Here is a 16934-nt window from a genome sequence, read left to right as displayed (position 1 = left end):
AAGGAGCACACATGGCGGATCAGACCGAGGCGAGCACCCGGACGGACAGCGGGACGGCGCAGGATTCACGCGGCGCGCTGAGCATTGGCGTGGACGTGGGCGGCACGAAGATCGCGGGCGGCGTGGTCGCCGTCGACGGCGAGGTGCTCGCCACGATCCGCCGCGATTCCCCCGCCAAGGAGCGCCAGGCGATCATCGACACGATCGTCGAGGTGGTCCGCGAGCTCAAGAACGATTTCCCGGCCTGCGCGACGGTCGGCATCGGCGCGGCCGGCTTCATCGCAGAGGACCGCAACACGATCGCCCATGGCACGAACCTCGACTGGACGGGGCTGCGCCTGGGCGACGCCATCTCCGAGCGCGTGGGCATGCCCGTTGTCGTCGAGAACGACGCGAACGCCTTCGGCTGGGCGGAGGTGCGCTTCGGCGCCGCCCAGGGCAAGCGCAACGCGCTGGTCGTGGCCATCGGGACCGGAGTGGGCGGAGCGGTCGTCGTGGACGGCAGGCTGCTGCGCGGCGCGCGGGGCTTCGCCGCCGAGATCGGGCATATCAACGTCGTGCCGGATGGGCGCCCCTGCGGCTGCGGCCTCAACGGCTGCCTCGAGCGCTACGCCGCGGGCACGGCCCTGGGCGTCAACGGCTGGGAGCAGGCGCGCTTCCGCCCCGCCTACGCCGCGCGCATCATCGAGCTCTCGGGCGGGGACGCCAACAACATCTCCGGCAAGGCCGTCACCGCGGCGGCCCGCGAGGGCGATCCCTGCGCCCTGGAGTGCTACGCCCAGCTCACCCACTGGCTGGGAGTGGGCCTGGCGGACCTGTGCGCGGTGCTCGACCCGGAGATCATCGTCATCGCCGGCGGCCTGGCTGAGGCGGGCGACATCCTCCTGGAGCCCACGCGGAAGGCCTTCGAGGCCAGCCTCACCGCCGGCGTCAACCGCCCGCCGATCCCGCTGGTGCTCGCCGCCGGCGGCCAGGAGGCCGGCCTCGTGGGAGCGGCCGACCTCGCCCGCCAGGGCTGAGCCCCGAGCGGCTCCCGACGGCGGGTCCGCCGTCGGGAGCCGCTCAGCCCTCGTAGTCGGGCTCGGCGGTGATGTCGCGCGCCATGTTGGAGAAGCGGGAGAGGTGGCCCTGGAAGGCCACGGGGATCGTCTTGGTCTGGCCGTTGCGGTGCTTGGCGACGATGATGTCGGCCTCGCCGGGGCGCTCCTCCATCGCGTAGTACTCGGGGCGGTGCAGGAGCATGATGATGTCCGCGTCCTGCTCCAGCGAGCCGGACTCGCGCAGGTCGGACATCTGGGGCTTGTTGCCGGTGCGCTGCTCGGGGCCGCGGTTGAGCTGGGCGACGGCGATCACCGGGATCTCCAGCTCCTTGGCCAGCAGCTTGAGGGAGCGGGAGAACTCGCTGACCTCCTGCTGGCGGGACTCCACGCGCTTGCCCGAGCTCATGAGCTGGAGGTAGTCGATGACGAGGAGGCCGAGGTCGTTCTGCTGCTTGAGGCGCAGCGCCTTGGAGCGGATCTCCGGCATCGTCAGGTTCGGGGAGTCATCGATGTACAGCTGGGCGTTGGACACCGGGTTGTAGGCCAGCGCCACGTCCTGCCAGTCGCGCTCATCCATCTGGTTGGAGCCGCGCAGCTTGTTCATGGAGACCCCGGACTCGGCGGCCAGGATGCGCATCATGAGCTCCATGCGCCCCATCTCCAGGGAGAAGTAGCACGAGGGGATGCCGTGGTGGATGGACGCCGAGCGGCAGAAGTCGACCGCGAGCGTGGACTTGCCCATGGCGGGCCGGGCGGCGATGATGACCATCTGGCCCGGGTGGAGGCCTCCGGTGAGCTCATCGAGGTCGACGAAGCCCGTGGGCACACCCGTCATGGCCCCCTGCTCGCGGCTCTGCCCGGCCTCGATCTCGAGGTTGGCCTCGCCCAGGAGCTCGGAGATCGCGATGTAGTCCTCCTTCTCCCCCTCGGAGTGGGCGACGGAGTAGACCTCGGCCTCGGCCAGGGTGACGAGCTCGGCGATGTCCCCAGCGTCCTGGGAGTAGCCGAGCTGGGTGATGCGGGTGCCGGCCTGGACGAGGCCGCGCATGAGGGACTTCTCGCGGACGATGCGGGCGTAGTAGGCGGCGTTGGCGGCCGTGGGCACGCTCGCCATGAGGGAGGCGAGGTAGGGGGCGCCGCCGATGAGGTCGAGCTCGCCGCGCTTGGCGAGCTCGTCGGCGACGACGATCGGGTCGGCCGGCATGGAGCGGTTGTAGGCGTCGACGATGACGTCGAAGATCGACTCGTGGGCGGGCTGGTAGAACTCGTTGCCGCGCAGGATCTCCAGGACGTCGGTGATCGCCTCCTTGCTCAGCAGCATGCCGCCGAGCGTGGCCATCTCGGCCTCGTCGTCGTGCGGGGGGACACGGTCGAAGACGCCATCGAAGCGGGCCGCCGCCGATGGGCCGGACGCGCCCTGGCCGCCCCGCCCCAGCGCGCCGGACTCGTGAGGAGCGCTCACAGCGGTGCGGTCGATGACGTCGGTCATGGCTCCCCTTCCTCTCCGGCGCCAGGAGGCGCGCGCGCGACATTAGCCCCCACCTCCGGGCGCGGCAAACGCGCCCTGGGGGGATGTTGTGGGCAGACCACCGACACCTGTGGAAAGCGGTGGATAACCTGGGGGCGACGCGCCGCACAGCCTGTGGATAAAGTTGAGGTGACGACCTGCATGTTTTCGACGATCGTTGACATACCAGCGTGATCTCCGCGCGGAGCCCATGCTCAGACACCCACAGGACGATGCGACAAAATCCGTACAGAATCTGTGGATAACCTCGTTTTCCTGTGGAATAACCTCATCCTCGCCTTCAGGTCTGGACCACTCGGCTGTGGGTTGAGGCGAGCGCGAGATGCCCCCACGCCGCCATGAGCCGCCGTGGGAGACTGGGCCGCCCCCCACGACCCCGGAGACGATGTGAGCAGATCAGCGCGCGATCACCACCCGCTCGGCGCGACGAGCCGAGACCGGGACGGCTCCATAGCCGCCCCCGATTCGGGGGGCTCCGCGAACCGCCGTCGCCTCGACCGCTCCATCCTGGGACTGGCGGTGCCCGCGCTCGGCGCCCTCGTGGCCGAGCCGCTGCTCGTGCTCGTGGATTCCGCGATGGTCGGTCACCTCGGCGCCACCTCCCTGGCGGGCCTCTCCCTGGCATCCACCGTGCTGACCACCCTCGTGGGCCTGTTCGTCTTCCTCGCCTACGCGACAACAGCGACAACGGCGCGCCTCTTCGGGGCGGGCGACCGCGCCGGGGGCCTGCGCGCGGGGATCGACGGGCTATGGCTCGCCCTCCTGCTCGGGGTCGGCACGGCCATCATCCTGGAGGCGAGCGCGCCGTCGCTGGTGGGCGCCCTGGGAGCCCAGGGGGCGGTGGCCGATGCTGCCACCAGCTATCTACGCGCCTCCGCGCCGGGCCTGCCCGGGATGCTCGCGGTCCTCGCCTCGACGGGCACGCTGCGCGGCCTCCTGGACACGAGGACGCCCTTCGTCGTCGCCACAGCCGGGGCGGTGCTCAACGCGACCCTCAACGCGGTGCTGCTCTACGGCGTGGGAATGGGGATCGCCGGCTCCGGCCTGGGCACGGCGCTCGCGCAGACCGCGATGGCCCTGGCTCTGGCTCGCCCCATCGCGCGCGCCGCTCGGGACGCGGGGGTACCGCTTCGCCCTCATCGCGCGGGGATCGGCGCGTCCCTGGGGGCGGGGGTGCCACTCCTCGTGCGCACCGTGTCGCTGAGGGCGGCGATTCTGCTGACGGTCTGGGCCGCGACTGCCCTGGGCGAGGCGCCGCTGGCGGCGCACCAGGTGGTCAACTCCCTGTGGACTTTCGCGGCCTTCGCCCTCGACGCGCTGGCTGTGGCGGCGCAGGCACTGATCGGGACCGCCCTCGGGCAGGCCGATGCCGCGGGCTCCGTGGACGAGGCGGGCACCCCATCGGGAGCCGGAAGCGCGCCGGTTCTCTCCGTGGCCGCCGTCGTGCGCCGGACGGTCGCATGGGGCGCGCTCACGGGCGTCGCGCTGGGCGTCGCCATGGCGGCGGCCTCGCCGTGGCTGCCGCGCCTGTTCACCACCGACGCGGGCGTCGTGGGCCTCGCGGCACCGGTTCTGCTGGTGACCGCCTCGGCGATGCCGTTGGCCGGCGTCGTCTACCTGCTTGATGGGGTCCTCATGGGCGCGGGCGAGGGGCGCTACCTGGCGCGCGCGGGCCTGCTGACGCTTCTGCCCTACGCGCCGCTCGCGGTCGTGATCGGGCGCCTGGGCGCTGCCAACGGCGCGCAGGCCTTTGGCGGCCATGGCCTGCTGCTGCTCTGGGTCGCCTTCGCGTGGGTCTTCATGGGCGCGCGGGCGGCCACCACCGGCGCGCGAGCCCGCGCCTGGCTCGCCTGAGGGCGCTCAGCCGAGCTCGATGTACTCCACGATGGTGCCGTCGCCATGGCGGGCGACGGCGCGCGCGCCATTCGGGCCGGCGTCGGGGCCCTCGAGGATGCTCCCCCCGTGCTCCTCGATGGCGGCGATGGCGCTGGCCATGTCGCGCACCGCGATGGTGGCGGTGTGCGCGCGGATGTCGTCACCGGCGCCCTGGACGAGGATGAACTGGCCGACGCGGGCCAGGCTCATCGGCCCATAGGTGAAGCGGTGCTCCTGCTCGCCGGTCAGGCTCCGGTAGAGGGGCAGGGCGGCGTCGATGTCGTCGACGTACGCGCGGGCGAGGACGGTCACGATGTTCGAGTCAGCCATGCCCGGGCAACCCATGGCGAGGCCGGCCTATTCCTCCGCCGTCCCCTGCGAAGTGGCCAGGTTTGAGGATTCCGTTTTCTGTCACCATGTCATGTCATACATGTGCACAGGTCAGAGCCTCTGGCTCTGCCGAGGTTGGTTCCGATGAGGCGCCAGTGGCCCGAGCAATCCTCAAACCTGGCCACATTCGGGCCCGAAGGAACGCGTGAGGGCCCGCCCTGGCAGTCCAGGACGGGCCCTCAGGCGCGAGTGCTCAGCGAGCGGCGACGACGTACAGCTCCACCGGGGCGACGACGTCGGCGTGCAGGCGCACGGAGGCGCTGTGACGGCCGGTCGACTTGATCGGGGGAACGACGGTGATCTTGCGGCGGTCGATGGCGGGGCCACCGGCCTCCTTCACGGCGTCGGCGATCTCGGCGGTGGTGACGGAGCCGAAGAGGCGGCCGTTGGCGCCGGCCTTCGCGGTGATCGTCACGACGTTCTCGGTCAGCCAGGCGCGGGCGGTCTGGGCGTGCTCGAGGGACTCGATGCTGCGACGACGACGGGCCTCGGCCATCTGGTCGATCTGCTTCTGCGCGCCCTTGGTCCAGGGCGTCGCGAGCCTGCGCGGGACCAGGTAGTTGCGGGCGTAGCCGTCCTTGACGTCGACGACCTCACCGGCAGCGCCGAGGTCGGCCACGTCGTGGGTGAGGATGAGCTTGGTGGTCATATCCGTGCCTCCTTCTCAGCGAGCAGAGCTCGTGTAGGGCAGCAGGGCCATCTCGCGGGCGTTCTTCACGGCCTTGGCGATCTTGCGCTGCTCCTGGACGGAGACGCCGGTGACGCGACGAGCGCGGATCTTGCCGCGGTCGGAGATGAACTTGCGCAGCGTGGCGGTGTCCTTGTAGTCGATGACACCGACCTTGATCGCCTTGACGGGGCCGACCTTCTTCTTCGGCTTACGAAGCTGGGGCTTCGCCATAGTGGTACTCCTTGTTGCGAGCGCCGACGGCGCTCATACGAGATTGGTTTGTGGGTGTGGGAACGGGCGCGAGGCTCAGAACGGGGGCTCGTCACCGAAGGAGGTGGAGCCGCCCGTGGCCCATGGGTCGTCCGCGGCGCCGCCCCTGGGGGCGTTGTAGCCGGACTGACCGCCTTGATTCTGGCCTCCCTGGAAGCCCTGGCCGCCGCCCTGGTTGTTGTTCCAGGATCCGCCCTGGCCGCCCTGGTTCTGACCGCCTTGGTAGCCGCCGCCCTGGTTGCCGCCGAAACCACCCTGGCCGCCCGTGCGGGTGACCTGGGCCTTGGCGCGGCGCAGTGACGGGCCGATCTCATCGACCTGCATCTCCACGACGGTGCGCTGAGCGCCCTCACGGTCCGTGTAGGAGCGCTGCTGGAGACGGCCCTGGGCGATGACGCGCATGCCCTTGGTCAGGGACTCGGCGACGTTCTCCGCGGCGTCGCGCCAGATCGAGCAGCGCATGAACAGCGTCTCCGCGTCCTGCCACTCATTGGTCTGGCGGTTGAAGGTGCGCGGCGTGGACGCGATCGTGAAGGACGCGACCGCCGCACCCGACGGGGTGAAGCGCATCTCCGGGTCCGCGGTGAGGTTACCGATGATCGTGATGACGGTGTCGCCGGCCATTTCGCTTCCTTCCCTTGAGTTGGCTCAGGCCTCGGGACGCAGGAGCTTGGTGCGCAGGACAGTCTCGTTGAGGCCGAGCTGGCGGTCGAGCTCCTGGGCGATCTCGGGCGTGGTGGTCATGTCGACGACGACGTAGAAGCCCTCGGAGCGCTTCTTGATGTCGTACGCGAGACGGCGCTTGCCCCAGACGTCGACCTTGTCGACCGTGCCCCCGTTGCTGGGGACGACCTGCAGCAGCTTCTCGAGCGACGGCGCGATGGTGCGCTCGTCCGTCTCGGGGTCGAGGATGATCATGATCTCGTAATGACGCATGCTTGGTACCCACCTCCTCTGGTCTCAAGCGGTCACGGTCTCTCCGTGACAGGAGGGTTGATGCGTGCGGCGCGCCGCCGGAGCGGGGTCGCCCAAGAGCGCACCGGGGCATGAGCCTACTCCAGGGCCGCCGCCGCCCGGAAGGCGGGGGCGGGCCCCCGGTCGTGCAGTGCGACACGTGCGGGGGTCCGGGCCGTCGTCAGGCCTCAGTAGGCGAGTTCCGGGGAGTAACGCGGGTCCCAGCGCGGATCCCAGTAGGCACCGCGCTGCGGGGCGTTCCTCTGCTGATCCGACTTGCCTCCCCTCTCCGGCAGGCCATTGCCGGAACCGCCGTCGCGACCATTGTCCTTCTCCGGGTCCTGCGGCCCACCGCTCGGTCCCCCGCCCGGCCCGCGCGTCGGGGCCTGCTGATTGGGCTCGGGCGTGAACCCGCGCTGGTTGTCCTGGCTCGGGGCTTGGGTCGGCGCCTCCTGCGTCGGCTCGACCGGCTGGACGGTGACCTCCGGCTCCGGGGTCGGGAAGGAGCCATCAGAGGTCGCGGGCGCCTGGGCGCCGCCGAGGGAGCCCGGTGTGTAGGACTCGGCCGTACGATCCGGGAACTGCTCGACGGGCAGGCCGTTCAGCGCGGTCTCCATATAGGAGGTGAAGATGTCCGCCGGATAGGTGGAGCCGGTGATCTCGGAGTACTCGCCCCACGGGGTGATCGACTCCTCCTCGCCATTGGCCCCCGTCTGGTAGAGCGTCACGGCCGTGGCGACCTGCGGGGTGTAGCCGACGAACTGGGCCGACTTGTTGTCCGATGAGGAGCCCGTCTTGGCCGCGACGGGCCGTCCGAGCCGCAGCGCGGTGGTGCCGGACCCCTCGTTGACCACCTGCTGCATCGCATAGGTGGCATCGGCCATGACGCCGTCGGAGAAGACCTTCTCACCATTGGTCGACGCTGTGTAGGACACGTTCTTGCCGTTGGCCGAGGCGATGATATGCGTCTGGTGGCGCGTGCCCTGCGAGGCGAAGGTCGCGTAGGCCGTGGCGATATCGATCGTGTGCGGAGAGGCCGAGCCGAGCACGCTCTGAGTGTTGGGATCCTTCATACCCGCCGTGTCTTCCGGGTACCCGGCCCTCGTGGCCACCTCGTTGGTGGTCTCAGGTCCCACGTCCTTATTCAGCTGAAGATAGGGCGTGTTCACCGAATAGGTGGTGGCAGTGACGAGGTTAGCCCATTTGAACTGGGCGTTGCCGAAGTTGACGTACTTCTGGCCCTCGATCGTCATGGGCGAGGTCCCCGGATAGCCGTTGGCCAGGGTGGCGCCATTCTCCAGAGCGGCTACGAGCGCGAAGGGCTTGAAGGTCGAGCCGGCCTGGGCCACGGCCCCCGTGGACGAGTTCAAGCCTCCGGTGAGGTAGTCGCTCCCCCCATAGAGAGCGAGGATGCCACCGGTCTTCGGGTCGATCGACACCAACCCGACTCTCAGATTGGGCGAGTACCCCTCAGGCAGGCTCTGAACTGCGGCGATGGCCGCGTCCTGGTCGGTCTTGTTGATCGTGGTGACGATCGACAGACCGCCGGTGTCGATCTGCTGATCGGTGAGCCCCGCCGTCGTCGTGAGTTCCTCGCGGACCATCTGGAGGAGATAGCCGTTGGGGCCCTTGTAGGTCTCGTCGTTGGTGACGTCGATCGTGGCGGGGAAGGTCGCGGAATCGTACTCGGCCTGGGTGATGTAGCCGTCATCGCGCATGAGGCCGAGCACGCGGTTCCAGCGGACGTGGGCCTGGTCCTCGTCGATCGCGGGGTCCCAGGCGCTGGGCGCGGGAAGGATCCCAGCCAGAAGGGCGGACTCGGAGTAGGTCATCTGGGACGCCGGGTGACCGAAATAGGCCTGGCTGGCGGCCTCGATGCCGTAGGCGGATCGGCCGAAGTACACCGTGTTGAGATAGGAGCCGAGGATCTCCGCCTTGGTCTTCGATCGGTCGATCTTGAGGGCCATGATGGCCTGCTTGAACTTGCCCGTGTAGGAACTGGTCGTATCGACGTAGTAGTTCTTGATGTACTGCTGGGTGAGGGTGGAGGCTCCCTGGGTCCCCCCGCCACTGGCGTTGTTGACGAGGGCCCTCAGGATTCCCTTCGGGTCCACACCGCTATTGGTGTAGAAGCTCCGATCCTCGGAGGCCACGACGGCGTTGCCCACATGGGACGGTAGCGTCGAGGCATCGATGATCGTGCGGTTGACCTCGGCGAACTGCCCCATCTGGGTGGTGCCGTCGGCGTAGTAGACAGTGGTCGTCTGCGCCTGGGCGAACTCGCTGGGCTCGGGCACCTTGATCGTCGAGTAGGCGTAGACGAACAGGCCCAGCACCGCTGCGATGAAGAGGAGGGTGGAGCCCAGGCAGAAGCGCCAGCTCGGGATCCAGCGGTGGATCGGTCCCTTGCCGCGCCTGGGGTAGTTGAAGATCCTCCTCAGGCCCTTGGGGGCCGGGGCAGCGCTCGCCGCCGCGGCCCTGGCGGCCTTCTTGGCCGCCCGGGCGTCGCGCGCGCCGCGGCCGCCCGTGGGAGCCTTGCGGCCGCGCTCCTGCCTCCCGGAGCTGGCCGCCTGGGCGAGGCGGCCACCGTGGGGACGATTGCCTCCTGGGTTCGCGTTGACTGTCACGCGCTCCTCATTCCTGCAGTGCCGGTCGGCTCACCGGGATTCAGGGCTGGGGGCCCAGCGAGCCATCGTGCGGTTCCAAGTATGGCCGGGAAGTACCCCCAGGGGGCAAGAGAAGGACGATGGGATCACGACCCGGCGTCGCCTCGTCACGCCCGGCGCCCCCTCTGATCGGCGTTATTACAGGCCACGGCATCCTATGGCGCCTATCACTCAGACGTCGGTCACATCCGGTGGGATCCTGCCCGCTCCCGCTGGACCGGGCGGAATAGGCCGTGGGACCCCTCCGCCGCCCGCCTGACGCGCCTAGGCTCGGGGCATGGACTCAGCCGCCACCCCCTCCGCTCCGCTCCCCGCCACCGCGCTCACCACCCCGACCGACGCCATGCGGGCGGCGATCTCCCTGCGACTCCAGCTCCTGGGCATCCCCGGCCCCACAGGCGCCACGTCCACGGAGATCGACCAGCTGGTCTCCCCGATCATCGCCCGCGAGCGCGAGCTCTCCCGCCGCCTGGCCAACCGCCACTGCGCGGCGGACCACCGCATCCAGGACTTCCTCGACTCCTACCTGTCCGGCACCGGCACCGGCACCAGCGCGCGCCTGCCCCGGGCCACCTTCGTCCTCGACCAGCCCGGCATCGCCCAGGCGCTGTCCTTGCCGGCGGACGGCAACCGCTTCGTCTCCGACTACGTCGAGTCCTACCGCGTCCTGCAAGGGGTTCTGCACAACCCGCGCAATGACCGGCGCACGACGGCGGGCGTCTTCCACGTGGCCGAGGGCGGCCTGCCCATTCCGGACGACAAGATCGCCGTGCCCAAGGAGGTCTTCGGGCGCCTCCTGGAGCGCGCCGTCGACGCCCCGGCCGATCTGCTCGCCCTGCCCTGGACGGCCGATCGCCCGCAGGCCGAGCGCGCCCACTGCTTCGTGTCCCTCCTCCTGCGGCCCATCGTCGTGCCGGAGGTCCCGGGCTTCTCCGACGCCCGCTCCATGGAGATCCGCTTCATCGCCCCGGGCGGGCTCGTGTCCAACCTCGACTTCGTCGAGGGGATCTTCGGCAACGGCGGTGACCCGTACCTGCCGGAGAACGACGCCTCCCTGGAGCCGGGCACGTGGACGGGCCACACCGGCTGCGTCATCCTTGCCCCGCACCTGACCCGCCTGACGAAGAAGGAGCTCGGCCTGCCCTCGTGGGAGGAGGCCACGGAGCGCCAGCGCCGCGACGGCATGTGCTACCAGTCCGCCGACGAGCTCTACAACGGCGGCAAGGCCTTCAAGTGCGTGGCCCGCGACGAGCGCGGCGTCATCGTCACCGTCATCGCGGACAACTACTTCGGCTACTGCAAGAAGGAGGTCAAGACCCAGATCGGGTACTCGGCCAACCTCTTCGGCTGCGTGGAGGAGGAGCACGCCGGTGGCGCGATCGCCTTCCCGCGCTACGACCTGGGCCGCGAGTTCCGCGACGTCCACACGCCCGAGGGCACGACGGTCGCCGCGGTCATGGAGGCCAACCCCGGGCGCTTCGAGCTCCTGCCCGAGGGGCACGCCCGCGACCTGCTCGACGACGCCGTCGTGCTCGTGCCCGGCGGGGCGTTCTACTCGATGCTCACCCGCACGATCCAGTGGGCGGATGACGCCGGCGAGCACTCGATCCCGCTGCTGGCGGGGCGCACCTACGTGACGCCGTCGGGATACCAGGTCCACTGCAAGGCAGCGGTGGGCAATCCCAAGCAGTGGCACATGATCGGCACCGCCCCCTGGCACACGCAGCTGCACAAGCCGGCCACGGTCTCGGGCGGCGGGAAGTCGGAGATCTCCAAGTCGATCCTCGACGCCTTCGTGTTCGGCGAGGCCTATATCGCGGACGTCGAGAAGGACTTCGACGCCGTCCAGGAGATCCTCGACGGCGACTACACCGACCGCTTCGTCGACGAGGCCAACAAGAGCTCGGACCACCGGCCGATCCTCTCCGAGCGCCGCAGCCTGGGCAGTGTCATCAAGCTGCTGACGCCGTCGGAGATGTACACGGCCGAGTACAACGCGTTCCTGGAGTCGATCCCGGCCCATATCAAGGAGCTCATCTTCACGGTCAAGCGCTACTACCGTCCGGAGTGGGGCGGCGACTGGCGCTCGCACTTCTCCGTGGGGGTCATGAACGGGCGCCAAGCCAACTCGCTGCGCCTGGACGGGGACACCGTCAAGGTGAACATGCTGCGCGTGGGCTTCGATGACGACGGCGCCTGGCGGCTGTTCTCGCTGCGCCCGGACTTCGCCGCGGCGGCCAAGGTGCAGACGGAGGATGACATCACCGCCTCGACGGTGGCCCCCGCCCTGGAAGGCGACGCAGGGGAGGCCACAGGCCTCAGCCGCAAGTACGTCACCAACTGCGAGAGCCTGCTCTTCCAGCGCCCCGATGACGCGATCGTGCGCGGCTATGACAAGCAGACGGAGTCGGACATGTCCGGCACGGGCCTGTTCATCTCCAATTTCCAGCCGCTCACCCCGGCGGACGCCCGAGCGATGGCGGAGGACGCCCCGGGACTGTCCGAGTTCACCGAGCCCATGCAGGACCTGGTGCGCCGCGCGGCGGCCCTGCCGGACGGCCCGGACGCCGGCCATGAGACCTACTGGGTGTCCACCGCGAATCCCCGGCTCGTCGGCGGCACCCCCACGAAGAACCCGCGCTACCTGCAGGTGCGCCCGGATATCGCCTCGCCTGAGCATGTGCGCCTGGCCGAGCTGGCCAGCCACCTCTACGCCGGTGTCCCCCTGGACGAGCCGATTCGCCACAGCGTGGATGTGGTGGCGGCCGGGCGGCGCAACAACCCGCCGGAGCCGGGCGTGCCGGCCCTGTGCGCCTACAACCCCCTGCATTTCATGGAGCTGCCCGAGCTGTTCATGGAGTTCATCTCCTCGATGACCGGCAAGTCGCCGTCGACGACGGGCGCGGGCAGCGAGGGCGCGCTGACGAAGTCCCCGTTCAACGCCCTTCCCCCGGTCTACGACCTCAACGCGGCGCTGCTGTCCTACGCGCTCAGCGGCTACGACGGGTGGCTGTCCTCGGCCGGCTACATCGGCCCGAAGGTGAAGGTCGCTCACGACATCTCCATGCTCGTCCCGGAGATCTTCTCCCGCATGGAGCCCGACGAGCGCGACGCCCACCGGCTCATCGAGGCGGGCTACCTGGAGAAGATGGAGGACTACGTCTTCGACGGGCGCACCATCCAGGCCTCGCGCCTCGGCTACCGCATGAACCAGGCCTTCGCCTCGACGTTCTTCGGGCGGATCTTCCTGCACCCGGATGTGGTCTTCACCAAGGAGATGCTGCGCCCCGAGCTGCAGGACCCGGAGGTCTTCGCCGACTCCATCGAGGTCATCGTCACCACCCATGAGGTGGTGGCCCGCAAGTACGTGGCCGATGGCTCGATCGAGCAGGCGGTGCCGCCGCTGCGCGCCCTGCTGGAGATCATGGCCGACGGCGTCTCCCGCGAGGGCTGGACGCTGGCGAGCCCGGAGTTCCGGGCCCTGTTCGACCGCGAGGCGATCCTCGCCTCCGACTGGTACGCCGCGCGCGTGGACGCCAAGGTCCGCCGGGATGTCGCGGTGGCCGACGGCGCGATCGCGGGCCTCACGCGCTTCCTCACCACCGAGGGCAACGAGGTGCCGGTGGAGCGCCTGGGTGTCGAGTCCCGGCTCGCGGCGGCCCGCGCCTGGCGCGAGCGGGTGGGCTCGGACGCCTACCGGGCCTCGCTCGTGGGCACGCTCGGCCTCCAGCCCGATCTGGCCTGAGAAGGGAGAGCCGCCCCTGACCCTCTAAGCGGGCCGGGGGCGGCCCCCGAGGGCGCGCACTCCGGAGCGGTAGCCGGCGACGACGGCGAGCACCATCGCCACCAGGCCGATCTGCACGGGCCGCGACCATCCTCCGTCGGGGAGGATGAGCACGGCGACGCCGGCCGCGAGGCACTCGGCGGTGTTGAACAGCACGTCGTAGATGGAGAAGGCACGGCCGCGGAAGGCGTCGGCGGCATCCGACTGGACGATCGTGTCGACGGCGATCTTCGCTCTCTGCACACCGACCCCGAAGATGAAGAGCCCCACCATGAAGGGGATCCGCGCGTGGGTGGCGGCGATGAGCACTTGCCCGGCCGTCCCGCCGAGGAGGCAGGTGACGACCCAGGCGGCGGGCGTGATCCGCTCATGGGCGATGGGGGTGAGGATGACGGCGAGGAAATGGCCGGCGAGCATCGCCCCCATGAGGGCCCCGAAGTTCGCCAGCCCCGCGTCGGCATCGCCGTCGGCGGCCAGGAGATTGCGGCTGGCCAGGATGATGGTGATGAGCTCCATGCCGTAGACGAAGCGGTGCAGGGCCATCGTGCCCAGTGCGAGAGCGGGGGTGCCGCGGCGCACGAGGTAGCGGATCGCGGCGGCCAGGTCAGAGGCTGTCGAGGTGAGGGCGGCGCCGAGCGTGCTGGCGCCGTCAGCAGCCCGGGTGCTGAGAGCCGGGGCGGGCCCTCCTGGGGCGGGCCCTGCTGGGGCGGGCGCGCCGTCGTCGGCGCTGCTGGGCAGCCGCGAGGGGCCGAGCTCCCCGGGGGCGAGGCGCGTGACGAGGAGCGCGGCCAGGGCGTACATGGCGACGGCGCTGAGCAGGCTCGCAGTGTCCTGCGCCGTGCCCGCGGGCAGGAGGAGGCGCAGAACGACGCCGATGATCGCGCCGATAGCGCTGGCGGCGCCCCCGAGGGTCGGCACGATGGAGTTGGCGGTGAGCAGCCGCGCGGGGCTGATGATCTGGGGGAGCCCTGCGGAGAGCACGGCCAGGAGGAAGCGGTTGATCCCCATGACCACGAGCACGAGGACGTAGACCACCGGGCCGATCCCGGCCAGGTAGAGCGCGACGGCGGTCGCGCCGATGAGGCCGGCGCGTGCCAGGTTGCCGTACAAGATGATCTGGCGACGCCGCCAGCGGTCGATGAAGGGCCCGGTGAAGGGCCCGACGATGCTGAAGGGCAGGAGCATGACCACCAGGGCGAGGGCCACCCCGGCCGCACTGGTCATGTTCTGAGGCGCGAAGAAGAACAGCGTGGCCAGGCCAGCCTGGACGAGGCCGTCACCGGTCTGGGAGATGAGGCGCACGCCCAGCAGGATGCGGAAGGCGCGGGTTGTCCCCAGGTCCTTCAGGTCGCCGACGAGCCGCATTCCTCCATCCTGCCCGATCCGCGGGGCGGGCGGGCGGGACTAGGCCGGCAGTTGCCCGCGGCTCAGACGCAGCGGGCGGACAGCACGCCGTCGATCGCGAGGAGCTCGGCGAGGACACCGGGGGCGGGGTCGCCCTCGACGTCGACGAGGGTGACGGCGAGGTCGCCCCGGGACTTGTTGAGCAGGTTGGCGATGTTCTGGCCGTGCCCGGCGACGAGGGTGGAGACCTGGCCGACCATGTTGGGCACGTTCCGGTTGACGATGACGAGCCGGTGGGTGCCCTCGGCGCGGGCCATCACCGCCTCGGGGAGGTTGACGGAGTTGTGGATCTGGCCGTCCTCCAGGTAGCCGCGCAGGGAGTTAGCGGCCATGATGGCGCAGTTGCGCTCGGCCTCCTTGGTGGAGGCGCCCAGGTGCGGCAGGGAGATGCAGCGGGGGTGCTTGTGGACGGCCGGCGAGGGGAAGTCGCAGACGTAGCCGCCCAGGGTCTCCTCGTCGAGGGCGGCGACGACGGCGGCCTCGTCGACGATCTCGGCGCGGGCGAAGTTGAGGATGACGGCGGTCTCCTTCATGAGGCCGACGCGCTGGGTGGACACCAGGCCGCGCGTGGACTCCAGGAGCGGGACGTGGACGGTGAGGATGTCGGCCCGCTTGAAGACCTCCTCCATGGACTCGGCGCGCTCCACCTCGGCGCTCAGGTGCCAGGCGGACTCGACGCTGATGGCCGGGTCGTAGCCGATGACGCGCAGGCCCAGGCCCAGCGCCGCGTTGGCGACCTGCACGCCGATGGCGCCCAGGCCGACGACGCCGAGCGTGCGGCCGGGCAGCTCGAAGCCGACGAACTGCTTCTTGCCTGCCTCGACGGCCTTGGCCATCTCGGCGACGTCGCCGGTGAGGGTGTGGGCGAAGCGCGCGGCGGGGATGAGGTTGCGCGAGGCGATGAACAGGCCCGCCAGGACGAGCTCCTTGACGGCGTTGGCGTTGGCGCCGGGGGTGTTGAACACGGGGACGCCGCGCTCGGTGAACTCGTCGACCGGGATGTTGTTGGTGCCGGCGCCGGCGCGGGCCACGGCCAGGACGGAGTCGGGGATGGGGGTGCCGTGCAGCTTGGCGGAGCGCAGGAGGAGCGCGTGGGGCTCGGAGACGCCGCCGCCGACCTCGTAGCGCTCGTCGGGCAGGCGGGACAGGCCCGCGCCAGAGATCGCGTTGAGGGTCTTGATGCGGAATCGCTCGGGCTTGGGGGGCACGGGGGCGTTCATGGTTCTCCTGTATGTGCTGATCGAGGGTGTCGGTGAGGCGCCTGGCTCAGGCGTGGGCGCGCTCGAACTCGGCCATGTAGTCGATGAGGGCGGCGACGCCGTCGGCCCCCATGGCGTTGTAGATGGAGGCGCGCATGCCGCCGACGCTGCGGTGGCCCTTGAGGTTGACCAGGCCCGCGTCGGCGGCGCCGGTGAGGAAGTCGGCGTCGAGGGCGGGGTCGGCGAGGGTGAAGGGGATGTTCATCCAGGACCGCGAGCGCGGCTCGACGGGATTGGCGTAGAAGTCCGAGGAGTCGATGGCCTCGTAGAGGGAGCGGGCCTTGGCCTCGTTGGCGGCGCCGATGGCCTCCAGGCCGCCCTGCTCCTCCATCCACTCCAGGATGAGGCCGAGGAGGTAGATGGAGAAGGTGGGCGGGGTGTTGAGCATGGAGTCGTTGGCCGCCATGGTCCTCCAGTCCCAGATGGCGGGGACGTCCGGGCGGGCGCGGTCGAGGAGGTCGTCGCGCACGAGCACGACGGCCAGGCCCGCGGGGCCGAGGTTCTTCTGGGCGCCGCCGTAGACGACGCCGAAGCGGGAGAAGTCGACGGGCCGCGAGAGGTAGGTGGAGGAGAAGTCGGCGACGAGCGGGATGTCGCCGGAGTCGGGGATGTAGGGGAACTCGACGCCGCCGATGGTCTCGTTGGGCGTGTAGTGGAGGTAGGCGGCGTCGGCGGGGACGGCAAGCGAGGCGGGGTCCGGGGTGGTGGTGTAGTGGGAGGCGGACTCGTCGGCGATGGTGGCGACGTTGAGGCCCTGGCGCGTGGCCTCCTTGGCGGCCTTGGTGGACCACTGGCCGGTGTTGATGAAGGCGGCGGTGGCGCTGGGGGCGGCGAGGTTGGCGGGGATGGCGGAGAACTGGCCGGTGGCGCCGCCGGCCAGGAAGAGGACGCGGTAGTTGTCCGGCAGGGCGGCGACGCGGCGGAAGGCCGCCTCGGTCGCGGCCGCGCAGGCGACGAAGTCCTTGCCCCGGTGGGAGTCCTCCAGGACCGACATGCCGGTGCCGCGCCAGTCGGTGAGCTCGGCGGCGGCGCGCTCGAGGACGGGCAGGGGGAGTTGGGCGGGGCCTGCGGAGAAGTTGTGGACGCGCATGGGG

At 70.3% G+C, this 16934-nt stretch carries 13 protein-coding genes; 3 read left to right on the top strand and 10 right to left on the bottom strand.

Translation table 11 applies throughout. From position 1 onward, the window contains the following. Positions 1 to 11 precede the first annotated feature (11 nt). Entirely contained in the window at positions 12 to 1019 is a 1008-nt protein-coding gene (locus A1QA_RS0105305) for an ROK family protein (RefSeq protein WP_017177884.1), read from the top strand. A gap of 43 nt (positions 1020 to 1062) precedes the next feature. Here A1QA_RS0105305 and dnaB read toward each other — a convergent pair whose 3' ends face one another. Then, the gene (dnaB, locus tag A1QA_RS0105300) at positions 1063 to 2529 is read right to left on the bottom strand and encodes a replicative DNA helicase (protein WP_017177883.1); all 1467 of its coding nucleotides are present in this window, start codon (positions 2527 to 2529) and stop codon (positions 1063 to 1065) included. Positions 2530 to 2955: 426 nt separating this feature from the next. Between dnaB and A1QA_RS0105295 the strand changes: the two genes are divergently transcribed. After that, the gene (locus tag A1QA_RS0105295; protein ID WP_425265725.1) at positions 2956 to 4422 is read left to right on the top strand and encodes an MATE family efflux transporter; all 1467 of its coding nucleotides are present in this window, start codon (positions 2956 to 2958) and stop codon (positions 4420 to 4422) included. Between the two features lie 6 nt (positions 4423 to 4428). On the opposite strand, the gene A1QA_RS0105290 is transcribed toward A1QA_RS0105295, so the two are convergent. The 6 genes from A1QA_RS0105290 to A1QA_RS13600 all read right to left on the bottom strand — a co-directional run bounded on the left by A1QA_RS0105290 (position 4429) and on the right by A1QA_RS13600 (position 9354). After that, positions 4429 to 4773 (bottom strand): VOC family protein, encoded by a 345-nt coding sequence (locus A1QA_RS0105290; protein WP_017177881.1) that lies wholly within the window; start codon positions 4771 to 4773, stop codon positions 4429 to 4431. Between the two features lie 253 nt (positions 4774 to 5026). After that, complete coding sequence (rplI, locus tag A1QA_RS0105285; protein WP_017177880.1) at positions 5027 to 5482, bottom strand: 50S ribosomal protein L9; 456 nt, start codon at positions 5480 to 5482, stop codon at positions 5027 to 5029. 15 nt (positions 5483 to 5497) lie between these two features. After that, on the bottom strand, positions 5498 to 5734 hold the full coding sequence (gene rpsR, locus A1QA_RS0105280) for a 30S ribosomal protein S18 (protein WP_017177879.1): 237 nt from the start codon (positions 5732 to 5734) through the stop codon (positions 5498 to 5500). A 75-nt stretch (positions 5735 to 5809) separates the two neighbouring features. Further along, positions 5810 to 6397 carry a single-stranded DNA-binding protein gene (locus A1QA_RS0105275; RefSeq protein WP_017177878.1) on the bottom strand — a complete coding sequence of 196 codons (588 nt, stop codon included), beginning with the start codon at positions 6395 to 6397 and terminating at the stop codon, positions 5810 to 5812. Positions 6398 to 6421: 24 nt separating this feature from the next. Then, positions 6422 to 6709, bottom strand: coding sequence for a 30S ribosomal protein S6 (gene rpsF, locus A1QA_RS0105270; protein ID WP_017177877.1), 288 nt, complete (start codon positions 6707 to 6709; stop codon positions 6422 to 6424). Positions 6710 to 6915: 206 nt separating this feature from the next. Further along, positions 6916 to 9354 (bottom strand): transglycosylase domain-containing protein, encoded by a 2439-nt coding sequence (locus A1QA_RS13600; protein ID WP_017177876.1) that lies wholly within the window; start codon positions 9352 to 9354, stop codon positions 6916 to 6918. A 382-nt stretch (positions 9355 to 9736) separates the two neighbouring features. Between A1QA_RS13600 and A1QA_RS0105260 the strand changes: the two genes are divergently transcribed. Further along, complete coding sequence (locus tag A1QA_RS0105260; RefSeq protein ID WP_026048712.1) at positions 9737 to 13138, top strand: PPi-type phosphoenolpyruvate carboxykinase family protein; 3402 nt, start codon at positions 9737 to 9739, stop codon at positions 13136 to 13138. 24 nt (positions 13139 to 13162) lie between these two features. On the opposite strand, the gene A1QA_RS0105255 is transcribed toward A1QA_RS0105260, so the two are convergent. From A1QA_RS0105255 to serC, 3 genes are all read right to left on the bottom strand, one after another. Continuing rightward, positions 13163 to 14542 (bottom strand): MFS transporter, encoded by a 1380-nt coding sequence (locus tag A1QA_RS0105255; RefSeq protein WP_017177874.1) that lies wholly within the window; start codon positions 14540 to 14542, stop codon positions 13163 to 13165. A 62-nt stretch (positions 14543 to 14604) separates the two neighbouring features. After that, positions 14605 to 15801: a phosphoglycerate dehydrogenase gene (locus tag A1QA_RS0105250; protein ID WP_017177873.1), complete on the bottom strand. Its 1197-nt coding sequence runs from the start codon at positions 15799 to 15801 to the stop codon at positions 14605 to 14607. 46 nt (positions 15802 to 15847) lie between these two features. Continuing rightward, on the bottom strand, positions 15848 to 16930 hold the full coding sequence (serC, locus tag A1QA_RS0105245; RefSeq protein ID WP_017177872.1) for a 3-phosphoserine/phosphohydroxythreonine transaminase: 1083 nt from the start codon (positions 16928 to 16930) through the stop codon (positions 15848 to 15850). Between the last annotated feature and the right edge of the window lie 4 nt (positions 16931 to 16934).

The organism is Actinomyces timonensis DSM 23838 (assembly GCF_000295095.1).
Lineage (GTDB): Bacteria > Actinomycetota > Actinomycetes > Actinomycetales > Actinomycetaceae > Actinomyces > Actinomyces timonensis.
Note: the sequence above shows the minus strand (reverse complement) of the source record. Positions and strands in the feature narration are given on the sequence as shown.